Here is a 20,672-nt window from a genome sequence, read left to right on the forward strand (position 1 = left end):
AACAAGCGTGAGTCATGATTTTCATTTCACATCAAAGACTTAGGTGAGTCGTTGTTTTCCTTGGCTGCGGCAATTCCGATTGCAAGCTCCGCGAGCCGCAATCGGCAGACCTTGCTTGACGGTCACTTGACGAGCAGCGTTGCCAACCGAACCTGCTGCGCACGAAGTTTCATAAAAATCAACAACTTAGCGTTCCATTCGGTACTTGACGGGTACTTGATGCCAGCCCCATGAACACCTCCACCCTCATCCAGAAAGTCTGGAACTTCTGCCACACGCTGCGCGACGACGGCGTGGGCTATGGCGACTACCTGGAGCAGCTGACCTATCTGCTGTTCCTGAAGATGGCGCACGAGTACGCGCTGCCGCCCTACAACCGCGATTCGCGCATTCCCAAGGGCTACGACTGGGCCGCGCTGCGCCCGCTGGCCGGCGAGCCGCTGGAGGCGCAGTACCTGGCCACGCTGCACAGGCTGGGGGCTCAGCCCGGCATGCTGGGCGCGATCTTCTTCAAGGCGCAGAACAAGATCCAGGACCCGGCCAAGCTGTCACGCCTGGTGCAGATGATCGACGAGCAGGCCTGGGTGGGCATGGACGCCGACATGAAGGGCGACCTCTACGAGGGCCTGCTGCAGAAGAACGCCGAAGACACCAAGAGCGGCGCCGGCCAGTACTTCACGCCGCGCGCGCTGATCCAGGCCATGGTGGCCTGCATGCGCCCGCAGCCGGGCCAGACGATTGCCGACCCGGCCTGCGGTACGGGTGGTTTCTTCCTGGCGGCCAACGAGTGGCTGACCGGCACCGGGCCGTGGCTGCGTGACCATGGCGACTGGCTGGGCTACCAGAAGCCGACCCTGACCAAGCCGCAGAAGGCCTTTCTGCGCGACGAGACTTTCCACGGCAACGAAATCGTGCCGGGCACGCGCCGCATGTGCCTGATGAACCTGATGCTGCACGGCGTGGGCGACCTGGTGGGCGAGCCGTCGGTGGAGCGGGCCGACGCGCTGATCGCCGAGCCGCGCCTGGCTGTGGACCTGGTGCTGGCCAACCCGCCCTTCGGCAAGAAGAGCAGCATGACCATCACCAACGAGGAGGGCGAGGAAGACCGCGACGCGCTGCTCTACGAGCGGCAGGACTTCTGGGAAACCACGTCCAACAAGCAGCTGAACTTCCTGCAGCACATCGTCAGCATGCTGGCCGTGACCGGCCGCGCGGCGGTGGTGCTGCCCGACAACGTGCTGTTCGAGGGCGGCGCGGGCGAAAAGATCCGCCGCAAGCTGCTGGAGAGCTGCGATGTGCACACCATCCTGCGCCTGCCCACGGGCATCTTCTATGCACAGGGCGTGAAGGCCAACGTGGTGTTCTTCGACAACGCGCCCAAGGACGGCCGCGTGCATACCAAGGGCGTGTGGTTCTACGACCTGCGCACCAACCAGCACTTCACACTGAAGACCCGGCCACTGCGCCTGCCCGACTTGCAGGACTTCATCCGTTGCTACAACCCGGCCAACCGGCACGAGCGGGTGGCGACGGAGCGCTTCAGGTACTACGCCTACGACGACCTGGTGAACCGCGACAAGGCCAGCCTGGATGTGTTCTGGCTGAAGGATGCCAGCCTGGACAACCTGGACGACTTGCCGCCGCCGGACGTGCTGCAACAGGAAATCATCGAGCACCTGGAGGCGGCGCTGGCGGCCTTCCGCGAGGTGGCGGCGGCGCTGCCGGCGCGCTGAGGGCGGGGCAGCCGGGCGTGCCATGAGTCACGCTCGCCCGATGTCATGCACGCCTTGCATAAGCGCATGAGCACTTGGCTAGACAGGCTGTTGAGACGAACCCAGCCTTCGCGCTACCGTTCGCCCCACTCAAAGTTACGGAGCATTTCATGCCCAACCTGTCCTTCGTTTCGCCCACGCGCAACAGCCCCTGGGGAACGTATCTGTCGCAGATCGATGCCGTCGAACCCTACCTCGGGTCCCTGCAGCGCTGGGTCGAGACGCTGCGCCGCCCCAAGCGCGCGCTCATCGTGGACATCCCCATCGAGCTGGACAACGGCAGCATCGCCCACTTCGAGGGCTACCGCGTGCAGCACAGCCTGACGCGCGGCCCCGGCAAGGGCGGCGTGCGCTACCACCCCGACGTGACGCTGGAAGAAGTGATGGCGCTGTCGGCCTGGATGACGATCAAGAACGCCGCCGTCAACCTGCCCTACGGCGGCGCCAAGGGCGGCATCCGGCTGGACCCGGCGCTGCTGTCGCAGAAGGAGCTGGAGAAGGTCACGCGCCGCTACACCAGCGAGATCGGCATCATCATCGGCCCCAACCAGGACATCCCCGCGCCCGACGTGAACACGAACGGCAAGATCATGGCCTGGATGATGGACACCTACTCGATGAACACCGGCGCCACGGCGACCGGCGTCGTCACGGGCAAGCCCATCGAGCTGGGCGGCTCGCTGGGCCGCGTGGCCGCCACCGGCCGAGGCGTGTTCGTCGTGGGCCGTGAAGCCATGCGTCGCCTCAACATCGAGATGGAAGGCGCCCGCGTCGCCGTGCAGGGCTTCGGCAACGTCGGCTCCATCGCCGCCAAGCTGTTCGCCGCCAACGGCGCACGCGTGGTCTGCGTGCAGGACCACACCGGCACCATCCTGAACGAAAACGGTTTCGACATGACCGTGCTGCTGGACTACGTCGCCAAGCACCGTGGCGTGGCCGGCTTCCCCGGCGGCGACAAGATCGACAACGAGAACTTCTGGGACGTGCAGAGCGACGTGCTGATCCCCGCCGCGCTCGAAGGCCAGCTGACCGCAGAGCGCGCGCAGCGCATCCGCACGCGCCTCGTGCTGGAAGGCGCCAACGGCCCGACCACGCCGGACGGCGAGGCCGTGCTGGCCGACCGCGGCATCGTCGTCGTGCCGGACGTCATCGCCAACGCCGGTGGCGTGACCGTGTCCTACTTCGAGTGGGTGCAGGACTTCTCGTCCTTCTTCTGGACCGAGGACGAGATCAACGTGCGCCTGGACAAGATCATGATCGGCGCGTTCAAGCACATCTGGGAAACCGGCGAGCTGCACAAGATCCCGCTGCGCACGGCGGCCTTCACGGTGGCCTGCACACGGGTGCTGCAGGCGCGTGAAGAGCGCGGCCTGTACCCCTGATCTTCCGGTTCGCGCCCGAAGGACAAAGCCCGCAGCGAGCGGGCTTTCTTCATGTCAGGCCGGGCTGACCGTGACGTGCCAGGCGCGGTGCAGTTGCTCGGCCGCGAACCGCACGGGCAGGAAGGCCGACACCGTCTCGATCTGCGTGCGCGCATGCAGGCTCAGCTCGGTGCAGGTGAACGCGGCCGGCTGGCCGCTGGCCTGCACGGCGAGCGCCAGCGGCAGCATCCACTGATCGGTGAGGTGCTCGCCCAGCGCCCCCTCGCTGGCGATGTAGGCGCGCACCTCGCGCACCAGCTCACCCGCCACCTGTTCCGCCGGGCGGCCCTTCTCGCCGAAAGCGGTGAACAGCTCGGTGACCCCCGTGTGCGCCAGCGTGGCCATCAAGGCGTTGCCCGGGCCTTCGTCCTGCCGCGCATCGCCATGCAGCAGCTTGTCGCGCGGCCAGCCCAGCCGCTCGGCCAGCACGGCCAGCTCCTGCGCGGCCACGCGGCCGGGGATGCCCGGCGTCAGGCATTCGGCGAACGCGTCCAGCCGCTCGCCCCGCGTGAGCACGTCCACCGGCACCAACCGCGCCGCCGGCACGATGCGCGCCGTGAAGCGCCCGCCACCGGCCGGGTAGAAACCGTGGCGCACCAGCGCCAGCTCCAGGCCCACACCCAGCCGCGCCAGCAGCGGCGCGAAGCAGCGCTGCAGGAAATGAAACGGCGGCGCCATCGGGTTGTGCGTACCGCCGGTCAAGGTGATCTGGCTCTCGCCGGCTGCGCTCATCAGCGCCGGCAGCACGGTCTGCAGCACCAACGTGCAGCTGCCGGCCGAGCCGACATCGAAGCGGTACTCGCCGGCCCGCACATCGCCGGGCGTGAACACCAGCGTCTGCGAGCCCAGCTCGGCGCCCTCCACCTGCGCACCACTCACGGCGGCGGCCGCCTGCACGCAGGCCAGGTGTTGCCGCATCAGCCCCGGCTTGGCCCGGCCCGCGCGGATGCGGCTGAAACGCACCGGCTGGCGCGTGCACATGGCCAGGGCCAGGCCCGTGCGCAGGATCTGCCCGCCGCCTTCGCCGGAGGCGCCGTCGAGTTCGATCACACCGAGCGATCGCGTGGCGATGCCCGTGTTCTTGTTCTGGTTGTTCATGGATTTACGAATTGAGTCGCACCCAGGCCGCCAGCGCGGGGTGCTTGCGAAGCTCGCTCCACAGCGGCTCGGCGGGCACGCGCTGCGCGAGCCGCAGCATGCGATACAGGTTTTCAAGGCGGATGGCATGGCCGCTGTCCAGCGCGTCACGCACGGCTGCATCGAGCAGCGCAGGCGCGATGCCGCGCACGAAATCGCCCCACGGCCACGTCACGTACCGCGTCGCCGCGACAGCCTCCAGCACCCAGGCATCGTCGTCGGGGTGGCGCAGCCAGGGCGTCAGGGCCTGCGCCGCCGCGCGGCGTTGCCCGTCGTACCCGTCCCGTTCGCCATCCAATGCAAAGGCGCGCAGCCACTCGATATCGCTGCGCCGGCCCCACCGGCCCAACACCTCGATCGCCACCTTCCGCACACCATCCCACTTGCTGGCGAGCGCGGCGTCGACACGCCGCTCGGTCTCGGCGTCCGGGCTCGACGCACTCACGCTGCGCAGCCAGGCCACCTCCTGCCGCAACAGGTCGGCGCCGGGCACGGCCTGGGCCTTCGCAAGCACCGCGCGGCGCTGACGCCGGCAAGGCAGGCAGCGGGCCGCGCCGCTGTCCAGATGGGCGCCGATGGTCTCGAACCACCACTTCTGCTGCTTGGCCGTCCACACCTCCTGCGAACCGCAATCGCGGCAGCGAAAAGGTCGGTCGACATAGAACGCGGGGAACCCGATGCAGGGCGGCTGCGCGTGGTGACGCTGCAGCATGTCCTGGTCGGCGGGCTCCGCGCCCAGCGAGCGCAGCACTCGCGGATCGACAGCGCCGGCCCGCTGTGCATGCGCCGACGCACGAACCGCACGCTCAAGGCGCAGCTGCTTGATCTCGGCCCGGCGCTGCTTGTTGCTCTTCATGAGTCCCTCTCTGTCCAACGGCTCTCCGCCGCCGCAGCGCCCAGGCAGCAGCAAGCGCCGAATCACGCTCACCAGCCGCACCGGGCTTTCACCCCTTCACGCAAACCACCTGTTTGAGCGTATACACCACCTCCACCAGGTCGGCCTGCGCGGCCATCACCGCGTCGATGTCCTTGTAGGCCATCGGGATCTCGTCGATGACGTCTTCGTCCTTGCGGCACTCCACGCCCTCGGTTGCCTTGACCTGGTCGGCCACGGTGAACTTCTTCTTGGCTTGCGTGCGGCTCATCACGCGGCCGGCGCCGTGGCTGCAGCTGTCGAAGCTCTCCGGGTTGCCCAGGCCGCGCACGATGAAGCTGCGTGCACCCATGCTGCCCGGGATGATGCCCAGCTGGCCGCGCTTGGCGCTCACCGCGCCCTTGCGGGTGACGAACACGTCTTCACCGAAGTGCGTTTCCTTCTGCACGTAGTTGTGGTGGCAGTTCACCGCTTCCACATGCGCCTCGAAAGGCTTGGTGATGACGGTGCGCACGGTGGCGATGAGGTTGGCCATCATCACCTCGCGGTTCTTGGCCGCGAAGCGCTGGGCCCAGCTCACGCCGCGCACGTAGTCGCCGAAGTACTGCGCGCCTTCCTCGAAGTACGCGAGGTCCTTGTCGGGCAGGTTGCGCTGGTGCTGCTCGGCGTCTTTCTTGGCCAGCTCGATGAAGTGGGTGCCGATGGCATTGCCCACGCCGCGCGAGCCCGAGTGCAGCATGAACCAGACGGCACCCGCCTCGTCCAGGCACACCTCGATGAAGTGGTTACCTGTGCCGAGCGTTCCCAGGTGCTTGCGGTTGTTGGTGTTCTTCAAGCGCGGGTGAAGCTCGCACAGCGCGTCGAATTCATCCACGAGGCCAGCCCAGGCCTGGTCGACCAGGTCGGGCGGGTTTTCCCACGCGCCGACGTCGCGGCCGCGATGCTTGGGCGAAGACCCGTGCGGCACCGCGCGCTCGATGGCCGAACGCAGCGGGCCGAGGTTGTCGGGCAGGTCGGCCGCGGTCAGCGTGGTCTTGCAAGCCATCATGCCGCAGCCGATGTCCACACCCACGGCAGCCGGGATGATGGCCTTCAGCGTCGGGATCACCGAGCCCACGGTGGCGCCGATGCCCACGTGCACGTCGGGCATGGCCGCCACGTGCTTGAACACGACGGGCAGCTTGGCCGCGTTGGCCAATTGCTCCAGCGCCATGGGCTCCACGGGCACGCCGCGCGTCCAGGCCTTGATGGGCACGCCGCCAATGGGCTGGGAGAGGTTGTAGTTCTTGTCCATGTTCTTCTCGTTCAGATTCAAAGGTGACGTGCGGGACGACGAGGGTGGCGAAACGTTTGCGTGCTCTACCTGCTGAGCTACGGCCCCCAAAGGAGACCGACGGGATTCGAACCCGCGACCACGAGATTAAGAGTCTGTAGTTCCACCGGCATTCGCCACGCGACGCCGAAACAAAAGGGTGCGACAAGAGAAGCAAGACTTGCTATGGCCCCGGTTGCCCGAGGCTGGGGATTCGAACCCCACAGCTCACCGTGTAGTCCTGCCGGCATTCGCACTTCAAACAGAGGCCCCCGCGTGGCGACCAACGGTTGATGAGACGGTCATGTTGGAAATGGAGTCCCATCGGCATTCGCCACGCGACGACGCGAGTCAAAAAGGTGGGGCACCTCGAGCGACCAGGAACGCAAGACGCGGTCTACGGGTTCTCCGTTGCGGGCTTGCCGGCCCGCGGCGACCTGAGTGCGCTGTAGTCCTGCGGGCATTCGCCCGAGGCACCCCTTCAAACTTACTTCTTCACTGCGGGGCAAGCGTGATCTTGTCGATCTCGTTCACCCAGTGTTCGGCGCTCGTCTGCCCTGCGGCAAAGCGCGCCATCGTCGTGAACACCGCGTCCGAGAAGCCACCGACGTTCATCACGTCGGCGCGATCCGGCGCCTGCGTCGTGGTGTTCGGCTGCAGGTCCAGGCAGATCAGCTTGGCGTGCGGGTTGCGCTGTTTCAGCCGGTCCCACTCGATCAGCGTCTGCGTGGCACCGCGCCGCGTGTTGATCCACGACTCGTTGTCCGATACGAACACCACCACGTCCACCTCCGCCTTCTCGCGGTTCAGCATCGCCAGGGGCGCGCTGCAGTTCGTCGCACCGCCGCCGATGGCCGCGAGCGCCTGGGCTTGCGTTAGCACCGAGTCCCGCGGGTTCAGCTTCACGGCCACCACGTCTCGCTCGAACGGCAGCACTCGCGCGCCGCGGTTCTTGGCGCAGATCGCCGCGGCGACCAGGGCCGCCACGTCGATGCAGCGCACCGTCGAGGTTGCCGACCCACGCTGCCCCGTCACCGGCGACGACATGGAGCCGGACACGTCCGGGCACACCACCACGCGGCCGTCGAACGCCGGCACGTTGGCCAGCGCCACGTCGAGCGCGTCCTGCAGCGACTCACGCACCTCGGCCGGCACGTCTGCTCCCGCCGCCTTGTAGGCGGACAGCAGCTGGAACGGCAGCACGCGGGCACGGCGAACCGCCTCCGGGTCACGCAGCTTGTTGGCCACGACATGCGGCATGGGCTTCAGGCCGAACACGCCTTGGCGGGCAAAGGTGTTCAGGTTCTGACGCACCATCTGCCAGGAGCCGTCGCGGGCGATCTGGGCCCAGTGTTCGGTCGTCAGCGGCAGTGCGGTCAGCAGCTGGAAGGGCACGGCCGGCACCTCGTGCGGCGACTGGCCTTCGGCCAACGCACGCTTGAAGCGCTCGAACGACAAGGTCAGCGGCGGCAGCGCGGCGTCGTCGTACGGACGGCCGATCAACCACGCGAACCACGCCGCACGCCAGGCCTCGGTGGGCTTGGGGTGCACCATCTTCACCACGTCCGCCAGCGACGGCGTGGTGCCGACGGCGGCGTTCAACAGTTGCTGCTCAGACGCCTGCAGCAGCCATTGCTGCACCAGCTTCTTGGGCCGCGTGCCCAGCGACTTGCGACCCAGCTGGCCGCTGCGCAGCATCTGCACAAAGCCACGCAGCGTCTTGCCGTTGTCCACCACGCGGCCGAACACCTGGGCCAGCAGGCCCACATCACGCACGGCCAGCACGGCGGCCAGCAACACCGGCATGTCCTTCATGTGCGCGGCCTGGCGGGCGTAGATGGCCGTCTTGGCAACGAAGGCGGGCTCGACCTGCTGGGCCAGCGCCAGCACCGTATCCAGCTGCGATTCGGCGTCGGCGTAGAAGGTCTGGCTCAGGCAGCCGGTGGCGGCCAATTGCGCCAGCTGGTGGCGCGGGCTCAGGGCATAGGCCGGGGCGCCAGCAGCGTTGGTGGCCGTGGCGGCGGGCAGCAGCGCGCCCTTGAGCGTTTGGAAGAGTTGGGTGTTGACCATGTGTTCTTGTCTCGCTTGCATTCAACTTGTGCCTCTCTTTTTGCAAGCGGTGTGCCAACTTGGTCAGGCGGCCTCCAGAAATTTAGCAAACCGTTGATTCAAAAGGGATTTGTTCAACGTCTCGACGCCGAACTGGTTGGCTTGAAATCGCCGCCGTGCGCACAAAACTAGAATTCAAGCTAGCCAACTAGATTGATAGCAATGCCCAAGCGCAAGGTCATGATCGGTTTCCTCGGCAGCCAGCTGGACAGCGGCCAGGGCGCGGGCCGGTGGGAGAAATGGCGGCCCACGGTGTCGATGGCGCAGCACGAAGACCTGCTGGTGGACCGCATCGAGCTGCTGCACGCGCCCGTCCACGTGGGCCTGGCCCAGCAGATCAGCCGCGACATCGCCGCCGTGTCGCCGCACACCGAGGTGCGCCTCATCCCCAACCCCACGCGCGACCCCTGGGACTTCGGCGAGGTCTACGGCACGCTGTACGACTGGGCGCGCACCTACCCCTTCGACCCCGACGCCGAGGACTACTGGGTGCACATCACCACGGGCACCCACGTCGGGCAGATCTGCCTGTTCCTGCTGGTGGAGTCGCGCTTCATCCCCGGCGTGCTGCTGCAGACCTCGCCGCCCCGGAAGCAGGTGCGTGGCGACGCCGGCAGCTACGCGCTCATCGACCTCGATCTGTCCCGCTACGACGACCTGGCGCGCCGCTTCGAGCAGGCGCAGGCCGACGCGCTCTCCTTCCTGAAGAGCGGCATCGCCACGCGCAACGCGGCCTTCAACGCACTGGTGGAGGAGATCGAGCGCGTGGCCGTGCGCTCGCGCGCACCGGTGCTGCTGACGGGGCCCACGGGTGCCGGCAAGTCGCACCTGGCGCGGCGCATGTACGAGCTGAAGAAGGCACGCCACCAGGTCAGCGGCGAGTTCGTGGAGGTGAACTGCGCCACGCTGCGCGGCGACGGCGCGGCGTCCACGCTGTTCGGGCACAAGAAGGGCTCGTTCACCGGCGCCGCGGCCGACCGCGCCGGCCTGCTGCGCGCGGCGGACGGCGGCGTGCTGTTCCTGGACGAGATCGGCGAGCTGGGGGCCGACGAGCAGGCCATGCTGCTGAAGGCGGTGGAGGAGAAGAAGTTCTTCCCCGTGGGCGCGGACCGCGAGGTGGCCAGTGACTTCCAGCTGGTGGCCGGCACCAACCGCGACCTGCGCCTGGAGGTGGCTGCCGGGCGCTTTCGCGAAGACTTGTTCGCCCGCATCAACCTGTGGGCCTACACGCTGCCCGGCCTGGCCGAGCGGCCCGAAGACCTGGCCCCCAACATCGACCACCTGCTGCAGCGCGCCGGCGCCGAACTGCAGCAGGCGGTGCGCTTCAACGCCGAAGCACGCGCCCGCTACCTGGCCTTCGCGCAGTCGCCCGAGGCGCACTGGAGCGGCAACTTCCGCGACCTGTCGGCCAGCGTCACGCGGCTGGCCACGCTGGCCGACAGCGGCCGCATCACGCTGCCGCTGGTGGAGGCCGAGATCCGCCGCCTGCTATGGATGTGGCAGCGCGACGAGCCGCCCGCCGCCGCCACGGTGGACATGGCCGCGCTGATCGGCCCCGAGCGCTGGGACGCACTGGACCTGTTCGACCAGCTGCAGCTGCAGGCCGTGGCCGCCGTGTGCCGGCAAAGCACCAGCCTGTCGGACGCCGGCCGCCGGCTGTTCCACCGCTCGCGCGACAAGCGCCAGGTCGTCAACGACGCAGACCGGCTGCGCAAATACCTGCTCAAGCACGGCCTCGCCTGGGAGACCCTGCGCGGCTGATGCGGCGGGCTCAGCCCTTCACCACCGCCCCCGTGCTGTCCAGCACCCGCAGCGTGACGGGAATGGCCGGCGCCACGCTCTGCGTCACGGTGCAGAAGTCCTCGAAGGTGTCCAGCACGCGCTGCAGGTGCGCCAGCTCGGCAGCGGGCTTGCCCAGGTGCAGGTCCACCGCCAGGCCTTGCACGCGATTGCGATTGCGCTCGTTGCGGCCGACGCTGGCCTTCACCTCGGTGCGCAACGGCGACGGGTCATCCTTGTACTTCTGGCACGCAAACCAGATCGATGCCGACAGGCAATGCCCGACGGCCGAGGCCAGCAGTTCCACCGGGTCGGGCCCCTGCCCCGTGCCCGCCGGCGGCGGCTCATCGGCCAGCAGCACCGGCAGGTCGGGCGCATAGCGGTGTTCGAACAGATAGCCCTGGCGCTGGGCCAGGGAGACGCTGGGGTTGTCCATGGGGGCCTCGGAAGAAGAAGGTCTCGACCTATCGGCCACTGTAAGCCCCATCCCAGCGCCACCTGGCGGCGCCGAGGCCAAGGGCGTTCGATCGCCTCACCACCCGGTTCGGGGGTTGTTACGTGCCACACCAGCTTCTTGCAACAGAAGCCACAAAGCCGCACACATTGCTAGGGATTTACTCCCTCGTTCACAAACATCATGGCGCCTTGAGCCAGCACTTCAAAAGACGCCATGACAACAACGATTGAACCGACTCAGCGCCCACCAGTGACTGCGCACGCCGACGCCGGGACGGCCCCCCTGCCACCGGCATCGAGCCCGGAAGGCCACCGGGCCGGCGCCCCGGTCCGGCTGCCCTTGGTGTCGTTGATGGCCAGCGCATCGTTGGCCGCCTGCGGCGGAGGGAAAGGAGCTGGCTCATCCGACGCCTCCAACTCGTCGTCCGGTTCCTCGGGTTCATCCGGCTCATCCGGCTCATCCGGTTCCTCCAGCGCATCCGCTTCATACAGCTACAAAAAGGCGGCCACGGATCAGGAGGCCGCACGCTTCCTTTTGCAAGCGCAGTGCTTTGCGACCACAGAGGACATTGCGGCCGTGCGGGCCGGCAGCTACGAAGACTGGCTCAACGGCCAATTCACCCGCTCGGTGGGAACCAAGCGTTGGGACTGGCTCAATGAGCATGGCTATGCCAGCCCATCCAACACCACGAACTACTGGCAGCGCAGCTATCAAGCCGACTGGATGATGTGGGCGGAGCTGATGACCTGCACAGACACGCTGCGCAAGCGCATCGCCCTGGTGCTGTCTGAAATTTTTGTGGTGTCCGTCACCGATCTTGACTTCAACTGGCGCAGCCACGCGATCGCGCACTACTGGGACCAATTGGTGGCCAATGCATTTGGCAACTTCAGGCAGTTGATGAAGGACATCACCCTGAATCCCGCCATGGGCTATTACCTGAACACACGCGGCAACCAGAAGGAAGACGCCGCCACAGGTCGATTGCCTGACGAGAATTTCGCGCGCGAAATCATGCAATTGATGACCATTGGCCTGGTCGAACTGAATCTCGACGGCACTGTCAAAACAGATGCCACTGGCAAGCCATTGGAAACATACACGCTGGACGACGTTTCCAACCTGGCCCGGGTGTTCACCGGCTACGACATCGACCAATCGCAAAACGCCGGCGGATTCATCATTCCGGAGAACGGCCAAAAGATCATCAGCACCTACTACACCAGGCTGCCCATGACGCTGAACGCGTCATTGCATTCCAGTCTGGCTGTCAAGTTCCTGGGGACGACGATCGCTGCGGGCACGCCTGGCGAGCAAGCGCTGGAGCAGGCACTGGACACCCTCTTCAATCACGCCAATGTCGGCCCCTTCATCGGAAAGCAACTGATCCAGCGGCTGATCACCAGCAATCCCTCGCCCGCCTATGTGAGCCGCGTGGCAGCCCGGTTCAACGACAACGGTTCCGGCGTGCGCGGTGACATGAAGGCGGTGATCACCGCCGTTCTGATGGATGACGAGGCGCGCGGGCCCGCCGGCTTGTCAGACCCCACATTCGGCCGTTTGCGAGAACCCATGCTGCGGTTTCTGCAATGGGGCCGCACCTTTGGTGTGACGTCCGGCTATGGCACCTGGAAGATCGAAGACCTGACCGGGGACCTGGGGCAAAGCCCGCTTCGCTCCTCCTCCGTGTTCAATTTCTTCCGCCCCGGATATGTGCCGCCGTCGACGGCGATAGCCAAAGCAAAGCAGGTGGCGCCCGAATTCCAGATGGTCAACGAAGTCTCCGTGGCCACTTACCTCAACTTCATGGGCCCCGTGATCCAAAAGGGCTACTACGTGAACGGGCCAAATAACAGCGGCCCTTCCAGCAACGCCACCAACGGGTTTGACATCTTTCCGGACTACAGCGACGAATTGGCCATCGCCACTGATGCCGACGCGTTGGTGGCGCGCATCAACCTGCTGATGTGCGCGGGCCAGCTCTCAACTGCCACGGTGAAGTTGATTTCAGACGCGCTCAAGGGGAAATTCGCCTCCGATACCAGCGACGGACCGGACAAGTGGAACCGCGTCGCAGCCGCAATCCTGTTGGTCATGGCGTCTGCCGACTACATCGTCCAGAAATAACTCGGCGCGAAGAGAGCAACACCATGAACTTCATCAAACCTGACCTCCACAGCCGCCGCGCCTTTTTGCGCCGCACGGCCCAGCTGGGCCTGGCAGGCACCGCCACGCCTTTCGCCCTGAACCTTGCCGCCATCGGCGAGGCAGCCGCCTTCACCGCCACCGACTACAAGGCGCTGGTGTGCGTGTTCCTGTATGGCGGCAACGATTACGCCAACACCGTCATCACCTATGACGACGACAGCTACAAAAAATACGCTGCCATCCGCACCAGCATCGCCGAAAAGAAAGCCGATCTGGCAGCCACCTTGCTCAGCCCAACCACCGCCCTGCCTGGCGGCCGCCAATATGCGCTGCACCCCGCCATGACCGGTATGGCGGGCCTCTTCAATGCCGGCAAGGCTGCCGTGCAGCTGAACGTGGGGCCGCTCGTCGCGCCGCTGACGCGCGCGCAATACAGCAGCGGCGACCGACTGAAATACCCGCTTCCGCCCAAGCTGTTCTCGCACAACGACCAGCAATCGGTGTGGCAATCCGACTCAGCCGAAGGCTCGACCGTGGGTTGGGGCGGCCACATGGGCGACCTGGCCATGTCCTCCAATACCACCTCGCAATTCACCTGCATGTCGCTTGGCGGGGGCGTTTTCATGTCAGGGGAAACAGCCCTGGATTACCGCGTCAGCACCGCCGGTGCGGTCCGTATCGAGCCCATTGGCGCTTCGACCCTCTATCGCTCATCGGCTGTGCGCAATGCACTCGCTTCGCTTATTCAAGAGTCCAGGACCCATGTGCTGGAGAACGAATACAACCGAGTGACCAAGCGTTCCGTGGAATCCGCGGAGGTCATCTCCGCCGCCCTGGCGAACGCGACGCTGACGACAGCCTTTGCCGGCGACGGACTGTCCGCACAGCTCCAGACGGTGGCGCGCCTCATCAAGGCGCGCAGCGCGCTGGGCGTCAAGCGGCAGGTGTTCCTGGTCACATTGGGCGGGTTCGACGTGCACGACGGCCTCATGACCAGACAGCCTGCGCTGCTCACCAAAGTGAGCGCGGCCATGACGGCCTTCTACAACGCCACTGTCGAGATGGGCATCGCCGAGCAGGTCACCGCGTTCACCGCCTCCGACTTCGGCCGCACCCTGACCTCGAACGGGGACGGCTCGGATCACGGCTGGGGCGGCCACCATTTCGTGGTGGGCGGCGCGGTCAACGGCAAGGCCTTTTACGGCAAGGCCCCCCCCGTCAGCGTGACCAACACCAGCGCCGCCGAGGACCAGTGGCACGTGGGCGCCGGCCGCCTGCTGCCCAGCACCTCGGTCGACCAGTACGCGGCCACCCTGGCGAAATGGTTTGGCGTGAGCGCCAGCGAACTGCCGGCCGTGCTGCCCAACTTGGGCAACTTTGGCAACGCCGACTACCCCACCGACCTTGGGTTCATGGCATAGGTGCAAATGCTCACCCGTGAGCCAATCTCGTCACGTGGCAAACACGGGCCCGTGCCTGCCTACCGCGGCACATCGGCCAGCAGCGCCGGCAGGTCAGGCGCGTCGCGGGGTTCGAACGGATAGCCCCGAGCCCGGGCCAGGGAGACTCAGAGGTTGTCCATGGGGCCTCGGAGGAAGAGGGGCCCGAACGGCCGGCACCGTACGGCTTGCTCACCTCACCCGTGCTCGGCTGCACATTCAGCCTGCCAGCCCCGCCGAGCCTCAGCGCCGGCACGCCACCGCGGCCGGCTCGGCCACCCTTCAGTCGTCTGCCGCAGCTGCGCCCGCCTCGGCCAGCCGCCGCTCCACCCGCGCAATCAGCTGACTGACCCGCGCCACCGTCAGCCCCAGCTCGGCCGCCATGGCCGTCATCGTCAGCCCGCTCTCGGTGTAGCCGCGGTGCACGTCACCGGAAACGCCAGGCGTGGTTGCGGCTCGGGTTTCGGTGCGCGGCCGTCAATCCGCTGCGTCGTCGGCGCAGAACCTGCCCCGCAAGGCCTCGGCGAATTCGGCAGAGGCGCTGAAGGTCAACGTCACGGTGGTCCATCCGCCGGGTTCCGGCTGCACCAGCAACTCGTGGTCCCAGGCATGGCCGTCTTCCACGGGCCCCTGGCGGCTGCCGAATTCGGCCTGCGCCCAGGCCAGCACCTGCGAGACCTCGGCCATCACCGCCGCATGCTCGGCCTCGCGCGTGGAGGCCATGGCTTCCAGCGTCAGGATGTCGTCGGTGCTGTCGGTCGCGTCAAAGATCAGGTAGCGCATGGCCGCAGTGTCGGTGCGAATGCCAAGGGCCCGGCCGAGCGGGCGTCGTCGCGTCAACCCTGCGCTGCGATGGCCTGCTGCAGGTTGGCCCGGGCGGCGGCCTCGAAGCGCGCCTGCAGGGCCTGCGTGCCGAACAGCACGGGCCGCGCGAGAAAGCCGGCCAGGATGGCGCCTCGCTTCTCGGCAAACACGGTCGGCGGCACGAAGCTGTATTCGGCGCGGATCTGCCCCTCGTATTCCGCAAAGCGCGCTGGCGCCGCGCCCAGAATGGCGAGGTCCACGTCCACCAGCAACTGCTCATCGGACGTGGCCGGCGCAACGCTGTGTCGCGTGGCCAGCACCAACGTGGCCACGCGGTCAGCCACCTCAGGGGCCGCACCGCCGTCGAGCAAGGCGGTGCGCGCCCAAGCCGCACTGGCGGCCTCGTTGTCGTGGCGGTGAACGTCGTAGACGGCATCGTGGAACCACAGCGCCAGCTCGACCTCAGCAGGCCGCTGCGCCAACAGGCGGTGCTCATCGAACAGCGCCAGGCATTCAGCAAGATGCTGCCGCGTGTGATACGCGCGGTGCGGCTCGGCATAACGCGCCAGCAGCTCGGCATGCAAGCCATCGCCGGGGGCAGCGCCGAGCGCCTGCCAGGCGGCTCGCCAAGGGACGATGCCAAGGCTCATGGCGTGGGCTGCCCGAACATCATGCGATGGCCATCCAGCGTGCGGATGCCGAACTCCCGCATGCCCCAGGGCTCGTCGCGCAGCGGCTTGATGAATGACACGCCACGTGCCTGCCACTCGGCGTACAGCGCGTCGATGGCCTCGACCTGCACATACGCGAAATAGCCGTGGTCGCCCAGTTGCGCAGGCGCCAAGGCATCGGGGCAGGCGCCGGCCATGATGACGCAGGCGTCGCGCTCCAGCCAGCACCAGCCCGGGTCGCCCAGGTCGTGCACGGTGAAGCCCAGCACATCGCGATACCAGGCGGCCGACCGCGCCAGGTCGGGCACGGCGATGACGTAACGCGGATGAGTCAGCGGCATGGGCGAAGGCACGCGCAGCATCGCGCCGGGATTCGGCAGCCCGTCATGCGAGCAAGGTGTCCAGCTCGGACCACAACGGCTCGCACAGGTCTTGCCGATGGGCCGCGCGCCGGAAGGCGCCGTGCTCGCCGCGATAGACGCCAAGGAGGCGCGTATTGCCGTCTCGCACGCATGCCCTCACATTGGCCAGGCGATCGGCCGCCTTCACCACCAGCGCGCTCTCCAGCACCCCGCAGACCTGCGCCAGCTTCGCATAGGTGCGGGCCTTGCGTTCCTGTCGATTCGCACCGGGCTGGTCGGTCAGCAAGGCAACGCAGGCGGCCACGTGAGCCCCGAACCGGCTCTCGATGTCGTCCAGCGTGGCCTGCGTGTCCTCGACCGTGTCATGCAGGTAGGCGGCCACAACCGCCGATTCGCCAAAGGGCCGCGCAATCTCGGCCACGGCATCCAGATGATGTGCATACGGATGCTCGCCGTACCGTTGCGCCCCATGGGCAGCCACGGCGAACGCGCGCGCTTGATCTTCAGCGGAAGTCATGGGCCCAAAGTATCAGACGTCGGGTCACCGCGTCGAGCCGCGGGCAAGCGGACGGCGCTGGGCGCTCGCCCGAAGCCTGGCCCGCATCCCACGACACGCCCCGTCACTCGGCCGCCACGGCCTCGCCGTCGGCATGCCGGTCGGGCTCCGTGGTGCTGAGGATCTCGTGCAGCACCGCCGTGGCGTAATTGCCGGCCGGCAGGTCGAACGTGAGCACCAGTTGGTCGGCTTGGGGCCATTCCCAGGTCATGCCCGCAGGGCTCGCCACCAGCGCGCGGCGGTCCTGCTCCAGGCCGGCGTGTTCCATGCCGTTGCACAGCGTGGCGTGGCGTTCGGCCACACCGTTTTCCAGGGCCTTGGCGTCGTCGGTGGTGCTCACGCGGCCCCGGCCCCAGAGTGGCCCCGTGGGCAGGCCCGCAGAGTCCATCACGTCGCCGGGCAATGCCTGGCCCCAGAGGCCTTGCTGGATGCGCAGCGCCAGCACCTCGTTGAAGACGAAGGAGCGCACCGCCGACAGGTAGATGCCCTTCTTCTTCGGGTTGCGCACGCGGATCTCGCGGGCCAGCATCGCGCGGCCCTGCTCGACGTTGCCGCCGTCGAAGCCGAAGCGCTGGGCGCCGAAGTAGTTGGGCACGCCCTTCGCGGCGATGGCCTGGAGGTTGGCCTCGATGGCCGCACGCTCGCCCACCACGTCACGCAGCACGATGCGGAACCGGTTGCCCTGCAGGTCACCGGGGCGCAGCTTCTTCACGTGACGGCTCTGGCCCAGCACCTTGAACTCCGGGTGCTGCAGCGTGGTCAGGTCGGGCGTCTCGCCCTTGGGCAGGTAGATGCTGAACCACTGGCGCGTGACGGCGTAGCGGTCCTTGAGGCCGGCATAGCCCACGTCGCCGGCCGGCACACCGGCGGCATCGGCCAGCTGTTGCGCGACAAAGGCGGTGTTGGCCCCGTTCTTCTCGACGTCCAGCCAGACGTGTTCGCCCGCGCCGGAAGGGAGCTGCAGCGGCAGCTCGGTGACGACGAAGTCTTCGTTGGAGGCTTTCAGCGTGGCAGTGGCGCCGCTGGCCGAGTAGGCGTTGGGCCACAGCGGCAGGGTCAGGTATTGAGCGTCGGTCATGGGCGTTTCGCGGGCCACGGCCCGGCGCGGCAGGGCGCGGAGCAGTGGCCGATGGCGGGATGGGAAGCGGCGGTCGTCACCGCCCGGAGCCTGGCGCGTGGACATGGCGGCCGGCGGCGTCCCTGCTCCTTCTGCTTCCCTGGATCGTTCGGCATCGTACGTCCCCGCCGTGGCCGGCCCGCGCGGGCGCGACACTCACCGTTGCCCGCGTTCCTGCAGCACCCGCCACATGATCTTGCCCGAGCCACTCTTGGGCAGCGTGTCCGCAAACTCGATGCGCACGGGCACCTTGTAGGCCGCCATGTGGCCGCGGCACCAGTCGCGCAGTGCGTCGTCGGTCAGCGCCTCGTGCCCGGCCCGCTTCACGACGAAGGCCTTGACCGTCTCGCCGCGGTAGTCGTCGGGCGCGGCGACGACGCAGGCCTCGGCCACGCCGGGGTGGCCGTGCATGAGGTTCTCGACCTCGGCCGGCCAGACCTTGAAGCCGCTCGCATTGATCATGCGCTTGAGGCGGTCGGTCATGAAGAAGTAGCCGTCGGCGTCGACATAGCCGATGTCGCCCGTGCGGAAGAAGCGCCGGCCGTCGAACTCGACGAAGGCCTCGGCCGTGGCCTCGGGCTGGCGCCAGTAACCGTCGAAGACCATGGGGCCATGTACGATGATCTCGCCGGCCTCGCCGACGGGCAGCTCGCGCAGCGTGGCGGGGTCCACGACGCGGGCGTCGCAGCTCACGTAGGGCACGCCCAGGCATTGCTGCTTGGGCGCGTCGTGCGGGTTGCTGTGGCTGGGCGCGGCGGTTTCGGTCAGCCCGTAGCCTTCGGCGTAGCGCAGCCCCCACCGCTGGCGCAACCGCTCGGCGATGGGCTGCGGCATGGCCGCGCCGCCACCGCCGATGTAGACGAGGCTGCTGAGGTCGAAGCTGTCCACCTGCGGGCTGGCCAGCAGGTCGATGACCATGGTGGGGATGTTGGTCCAGCGCGTGATGCGGTGCTGCGCGATGAGCCGCGCCGCGTAGTCACGCTGCCAGCGCGGCATGAGCACGAGGCAGGCGCCGCTGGCCAGCGTGCCGTGCATGACGACCACCATGCCGGTGATGTGGAACATGGGCACGACGCCCAGCACCACGTCTTCCTGGCAGAGGTTGGCCCACAGCTGGCCGGCAAAGACGTTGTGCTGCAGGCTGCGGTGCCGGTGCATGCAGCCCTTGGGGTTGCCCGTGGTGCCACTGGTGTAGGCCAGCAGCGCGAGGTCGGCGGCGCTGACGTCGGTGGCCGGGGGCGGGGCCGTGCAGGCAAGCGCCTCGGCCCATGGCGTAGCGCCGTCCGGCAGCGCGACGTCGGCCTGCAGCCAGTCGGCCCAGCCTGCCGGCAGGTCCCGCAGCGTCTCGCCGTCGACGCGGCCCGCGGGCAGCACCTCGACCAGGCGCGTGACGAGCAGGCTGCTGGCCGGCATGCCGGCGGCCTGCCATTCGGCGGCGAGGTCGGCGCTGGTGATGGCCAGCCGCGCGCCGCTGTCGCCGATGAGGTGCTGCAGCTCCGCTGCCTTGTTCATCGGGTTGACCGGCACGATGACGGCGTTGGCGCTGTGGATGGCGTAGTGCGCGATCACCAGCTGCGGGCAGTTCTGCAGCCCCACGAGCAAGCGGTCGCCCCGGCGCACGCCGCGCTGTGCCAGCCACGCGGCCAGGCGCGCGACCTGCCCGGCCAACTCGGCGTACGTGATGGCATGGCCCAGGAAGCGCAGCGCCGGGCGGTCGGGGTAGCGACGGGCGTTGACGAGCAGGTTGTCGGGCAGCGCCGTGGCGGGCGGCGTGATGGCGTGCGGCAGGCGGGCGGGCCAGAACGCGTGGTGCGCGCGAGTGCTCATGCGGCGGTCTCCTGTTTTTTGGCGACGACAAGGTAGACGCCCAGCAGCGTCACGCCCATGCCGGCGATGGCTTGTGGGCCCAGTGTCTCGCCGAACAGCAGCCAGGCCATCAGTGCAGTGACCGATGGCACCAAGTACATGGTGCTGGTGACGGCCGTCACGCGGCCGTGGCGCAGCATGTAGAACATCAGGCTGATGCCGCCGGCCGTCAGCACGAGGATGCTCCAGGCCATGGCGACGACGACGTCGCGGTGCCAGTCGATGCGCATGGGCTCCACGAGCGCCGCCACGGGCAGCGTGACCGCCAGCGCGGCGCTGAACTGCACGACCTGGCCCGTGCGCAGGTCAAAGCGCGGCACGAAGCGCTTCTGATAGAGCGTGCCGCCGGTGATGGCCAGCAGCGCCATCAGGCATAGCGCCAGCGGCAGGCCGAAACCCGCGGCCAGCGTCAGCTTGTGCCAGATGACCAGCACCACACCTGCAAGGCCCAGCGCCACGCCCAGCCACTGGCGCGGCGCGACGCGCTCGCCGATCAGCGGCGCGGCCGCGGCCACGAGCACCGGCTGCAGGTTGACGATGAGGGCCGCCGTGCCCGCCGGCAGGCCGCGGCGGATGGACACCCACACGCCGGCCAGATAGAGCGCCTGGATGCCGACGCCGGCCACCGCCAGGTGCAGGGCCTCGCGCCGCGACGGCCACGGCGCGCTTGCAGCCAAGGCCAGCACGAGCATCAGGGCGACGACGCCGGCATAACGCCAGCACAGGAAGGTCAGCGGGTCGGCATGCGGCGCGGCCAGCTTGGCGACGATGTAGCCGGTGGCCCAGATGAAGATGAACAGCGGCGGCGCGAGGCGGTCGAGGAAGGAAGGCAGCGGCATGAGGCGGCC

The 20,672-nt window shown here is 67.7% G+C and carries 18 protein-coding genes; 5 read left to right on the forward strand and 13 right to left on the reverse strand.

All coding sequences use genetic code 11. From position 1 onward, the window contains the following. Positions 1–230 precede the first annotated feature (230 nt). Together ACG00X_RS11335 and ACG00X_RS11340 are read left to right on the forward strand one after the other, a co-directional pair. Entirely contained in the window at positions 231–1,733 is a 1,503-nt protein-coding gene (locus tag ACG00X_RS11335) for a class I SAM-dependent DNA methyltransferase (protein ID WP_394488283.1), read from the forward strand. Positions 1,734–1,882: 149 nt separating this feature from the next. Continuing rightward, positions 1,883–3,154 carry a Glu/Leu/Phe/Val family dehydrogenase gene (locus tag ACG00X_RS11340; protein ID WP_394488284.1) on the forward strand — a complete coding sequence of 424 codons (1,272 nt, stop codon included), beginning with the start codon at positions 1,883–1,885 and terminating at the stop codon, positions 3,152–3,154. A gap of 54 nt (positions 3,155–3,208) precedes the next feature. Here the strand turns inward: ACG00X_RS11340 and rtcA are convergent, their stop codons facing one another. From rtcA to ACG00X_RS11360, 4 genes are all read right to left on the reverse strand, one after another. After that, positions 3,209–4,291, reverse strand: a complete 1,083-nt coding sequence (gene rtcA, locus ACG00X_RS11345) for an RNA 3'-terminal phosphate cyclase (RefSeq protein WP_394488285.1) — start codon at positions 4,289–4,291, stop codon at positions 3,209–3,211. Between the two features lie 4 nt (positions 4,292–4,295). Further along, positions 4,296–5,258, reverse strand: a complete 963-nt coding sequence (locus ACG00X_RS11350; protein ID WP_394488286.1) for a zinc-ribbon domain-containing protein — start codon at positions 5,256–5,258, stop codon at positions 4,296–4,298. A 16-nt stretch (positions 5,259–5,274) separates the two neighbouring features. Continuing rightward, positions 5,275–6,498: an RtcB family protein gene (locus ACG00X_RS11355; protein ID WP_394488287.1), complete on the reverse strand. Its 1,224-nt coding sequence runs from the start codon at positions 6,496–6,498 to the stop codon at positions 5,275–5,277. A gap of 513 nt (positions 6,499–7,011) precedes the next feature. Continuing rightward, the gene (locus ACG00X_RS11360; RefSeq protein ID WP_394488288.1) at positions 7,012–8,586 is read right to left on the reverse strand and encodes an RNA-binding protein; all 1,575 of its coding nucleotides are present in this window, start codon (positions 8,584–8,586) and stop codon (positions 7,012–7,014) included. Positions 8,587–8,787: 201 nt separating this feature from the next. On the opposite strand from ACG00X_RS11360, the gene rtcR reads away from it, so the two are divergent. Next, positions 8,788–10,386 (forward strand): RNA repair transcriptional activator RtcR, encoded by a 1,599-nt coding sequence (gene rtcR, locus ACG00X_RS11365; protein WP_394488289.1) that lies wholly within the window; start codon positions 8,788–8,790, stop codon positions 10,384–10,386. 10 nt (positions 10,387–10,396) lie between these two features. Here rtcR and ACG00X_RS11370 read toward each other — a convergent pair whose 3' ends face one another. Next, positions 10,397–10,840 carry an OsmC family protein gene (locus ACG00X_RS11370; protein ID WP_394488290.1) on the reverse strand — a complete coding sequence of 148 codons (444 nt, stop codon included), beginning with the start codon at positions 10,838–10,840 and terminating at the stop codon, positions 10,397–10,399. A gap of 234 nt (positions 10,841–11,074) precedes the next feature. Between ACG00X_RS11370 and ACG00X_RS11375 the strand changes: the two genes are divergently transcribed. Together ACG00X_RS11375 and ACG00X_RS11380 are read left to right on the forward strand one after the other, a co-directional pair. Further along, entirely contained in the window at positions 11,075–12,988 is a 1,914-nt protein-coding gene (locus tag ACG00X_RS11375; protein ID WP_394488291.1) for a DUF1800 domain-containing protein, read from the forward strand. A gap of 23 nt (positions 12,989–13,011) precedes the next feature. Then, positions 13,012–14,430 carry a DUF1501 domain-containing protein gene (locus ACG00X_RS11380; protein WP_394488292.1) on the forward strand — a complete coding sequence of 473 codons (1,419 nt, stop codon included), beginning with the start codon at positions 13,012–13,014 and terminating at the stop codon, positions 14,428–14,430. A 300-nt stretch (positions 14,431–14,730) separates the two neighbouring features. Here ACG00X_RS11380 and ACG00X_RS11385 read toward each other — a convergent pair whose 3' ends face one another. The 8 genes from ACG00X_RS11385 to ACG00X_RS11420 all read right to left on the reverse strand — a co-directional run bounded on the left by ACG00X_RS11385 (position 14,731) and on the right by ACG00X_RS11420 (position 20,663). After that, entirely contained in the window at positions 14,731–14,874 is a 144-nt protein-coding gene (locus tag ACG00X_RS11385) for a hypothetical protein (protein ID WP_394488293.1), read from the reverse strand. Between the two features lie 51 nt (positions 14,875–14,925). Then, positions 14,926–15,231: a hypothetical protein gene (locus tag ACG00X_RS11390; RefSeq protein ID WP_394488294.1), complete on the reverse strand. Its 306-nt coding sequence runs from the start codon at positions 15,229–15,231 to the stop codon at positions 14,926–14,928. Between the two features lie 53 nt (positions 15,232–15,284). Next, on the reverse strand, positions 15,285–15,902 hold the full coding sequence (locus ACG00X_RS11395; protein ID WP_394488295.1) for an HD domain-containing protein: 618 nt from the start codon (positions 15,900–15,902) through the stop codon (positions 15,285–15,287). Then, positions 15,899–16,285: a VOC family protein gene (locus tag ACG00X_RS11400; protein WP_394488296.1), complete on the reverse strand. Its 387-nt coding sequence runs from the start codon at positions 16,283–16,285 to the stop codon at positions 15,899–15,901. The genes ACG00X_RS11395 and ACG00X_RS11400 overlap by 4 nt, the downstream gene beginning before the upstream one ends. A 22-nt stretch (positions 16,286–16,307) precedes the next feature. Beyond that, the gene (locus ACG00X_RS11405) at positions 16,308–16,802 is read right to left on the reverse strand and encodes an HD domain-containing protein (protein WP_394488297.1); all 495 of its coding nucleotides are present in this window, start codon (positions 16,800–16,802) and stop codon (positions 16,308–16,310) included. A gap of 103 nt (positions 16,803–16,905) precedes the next feature. Next, complete coding sequence (gene truD, locus ACG00X_RS11410; protein WP_394488298.1) at positions 16,906–17,919, reverse strand: tRNA pseudouridine(13) synthase TruD; 1,014 nt, start codon at positions 17,917–17,919, stop codon at positions 16,906–16,908. A gap of 195 nt (positions 17,920–18,114) precedes the next feature. Beyond that, positions 18,115–19,785, reverse strand: coding sequence for a long-chain-fatty-acid--CoA ligase (locus tag ACG00X_RS11415; protein ID WP_394488299.1), 1,671 nt, complete (start codon positions 19,783–19,785; stop codon positions 18,115–18,117). Continuing rightward, positions 19,782–20,663 (reverse strand): DMT family transporter, encoded by an 882-nt coding sequence (locus ACG00X_RS11420; RefSeq protein WP_394488300.1) that lies wholly within the window; start codon positions 20,661–20,663, stop codon positions 19,782–19,784. The genes ACG00X_RS11415 and ACG00X_RS11420 overlap by 4 nt, the downstream gene beginning before the upstream one ends. Positions 20,664–20,672 lie beyond the last annotated feature (9 nt).

This window comes from Pelomonas nitida (assembly GCF_043555975.1).
Classification (GTDB): Bacteria; Pseudomonadota; Gammaproteobacteria; order Burkholderiales; family Burkholderiaceae_C; genus Pelomonas; species Pelomonas nitida.

What these genes read in the sequence shown, in the direction of transcription:
- ACG00X_RS11370 (WP_394488290.1), bottom strand. Translation starts at nt 10,840, where the DNA reads ATGGACAACCCCAGCGTCTCCCTGGCCCAGCGCCAGGGCTATCTGTTC.
- ACG00X_RS11405 (WP_394488297.1), bottom strand. Translation starts at nt 16,802, where the DNA reads ATGACTTCCGCTGAAGATCAAGCGCGCGCGTTCGCCGTGGCTGCCCAT.
- ACG00X_RS11420 (WP_394488300.1), bottom strand. Translation starts at nt 20,663, where the DNA reads ATGCCGCTGCCTTCCTTCCTCGACCGCCTCGCGCCGCCGCTGTTCATC.
- ACG00X_RS11390 (WP_394488294.1), bottom strand. Translation starts at nt 15,231, where the DNA reads ATGCGCTACCTGATCTTTGACGCGACCGACAGCACCGACGACATCCTG.
- ACG00X_RS11380 (WP_394488292.1), top strand. Translation starts at nt 13,012, where the DNA reads ATGAACTTCATCAAACCTGACCTCCACAGCCGCCGCGCCTTTTTGCGC.
- rtcA (WP_394488285.1), bottom strand. Translation starts at nt 4,291, where the DNA reads ATGAACAACCAGAACAAGAACACGGGCATCGCCACGCGATCGCTCGGT.
- ACG00X_RS11340 (WP_394488284.1), top strand. Translation starts at nt 1,883, where the DNA reads ATGCCCAACCTGTCCTTCGTTTCGCCCACGCGCAACAGCCCCTGGGGA.
- ACG00X_RS11375 (WP_394488291.1), top strand. Translation starts at nt 11,075, where the DNA reads ATGACAACAACGATTGAACCGACTCAGCGCCCACCAGTGACTGCGCAC.
- ACG00X_RS11355 (WP_394488287.1), bottom strand. Translation starts at nt 6,498, where the DNA reads ATGGACAAGAACTACAACCTCTCCCAGCCCATTGGCGGCGTGCCCATC.
- ACG00X_RS11335 (WP_394488283.1), top strand. Translation starts at nt 231, where the DNA reads ATGAACACCTCCACCCTCATCCAGAAAGTCTGGAACTTCTGCCACACG.
- ACG00X_RS11395 (WP_394488295.1), bottom strand. Translation starts at nt 15,902, where the DNA reads ATGAGCCTTGGCATCGTCCCTTGGCGAGCCGCCTGGCAGGCGCTCGGC.
- ACG00X_RS11360 (WP_394488288.1), bottom strand. Translation starts at nt 8,586, where the DNA reads ATGGTCAACACCCAACTCTTCCAAACGCTCAAGGGCGCGCTGCTGCCC.
- ACG00X_RS11415 (WP_394488299.1), bottom strand. Translation starts at nt 19,785, where the DNA reads ATGAGCACTCGCGCGCACCACGCGTTCTGGCCCGCCCGCCTGCCGCAC.
- rtcR (WP_394488289.1), top strand. Translation starts at nt 8,788, where the DNA reads ATGCCCAAGCGCAAGGTCATGATCGGTTTCCTCGGCAGCCAGCTGGAC.
- ACG00X_RS11400 (WP_394488296.1), bottom strand. Translation starts at nt 16,285, where the DNA reads ATGCTGCGCGTGCCTTCGCCCATGCCGCTGACTCATCCGCGTTACGTC.
- truD (WP_394488298.1), bottom strand. Translation starts at nt 17,919, where the DNA reads ATGACCGACGCTCAATACCTGACCCTGCCGCTGTGGCCCAACGCCTAC.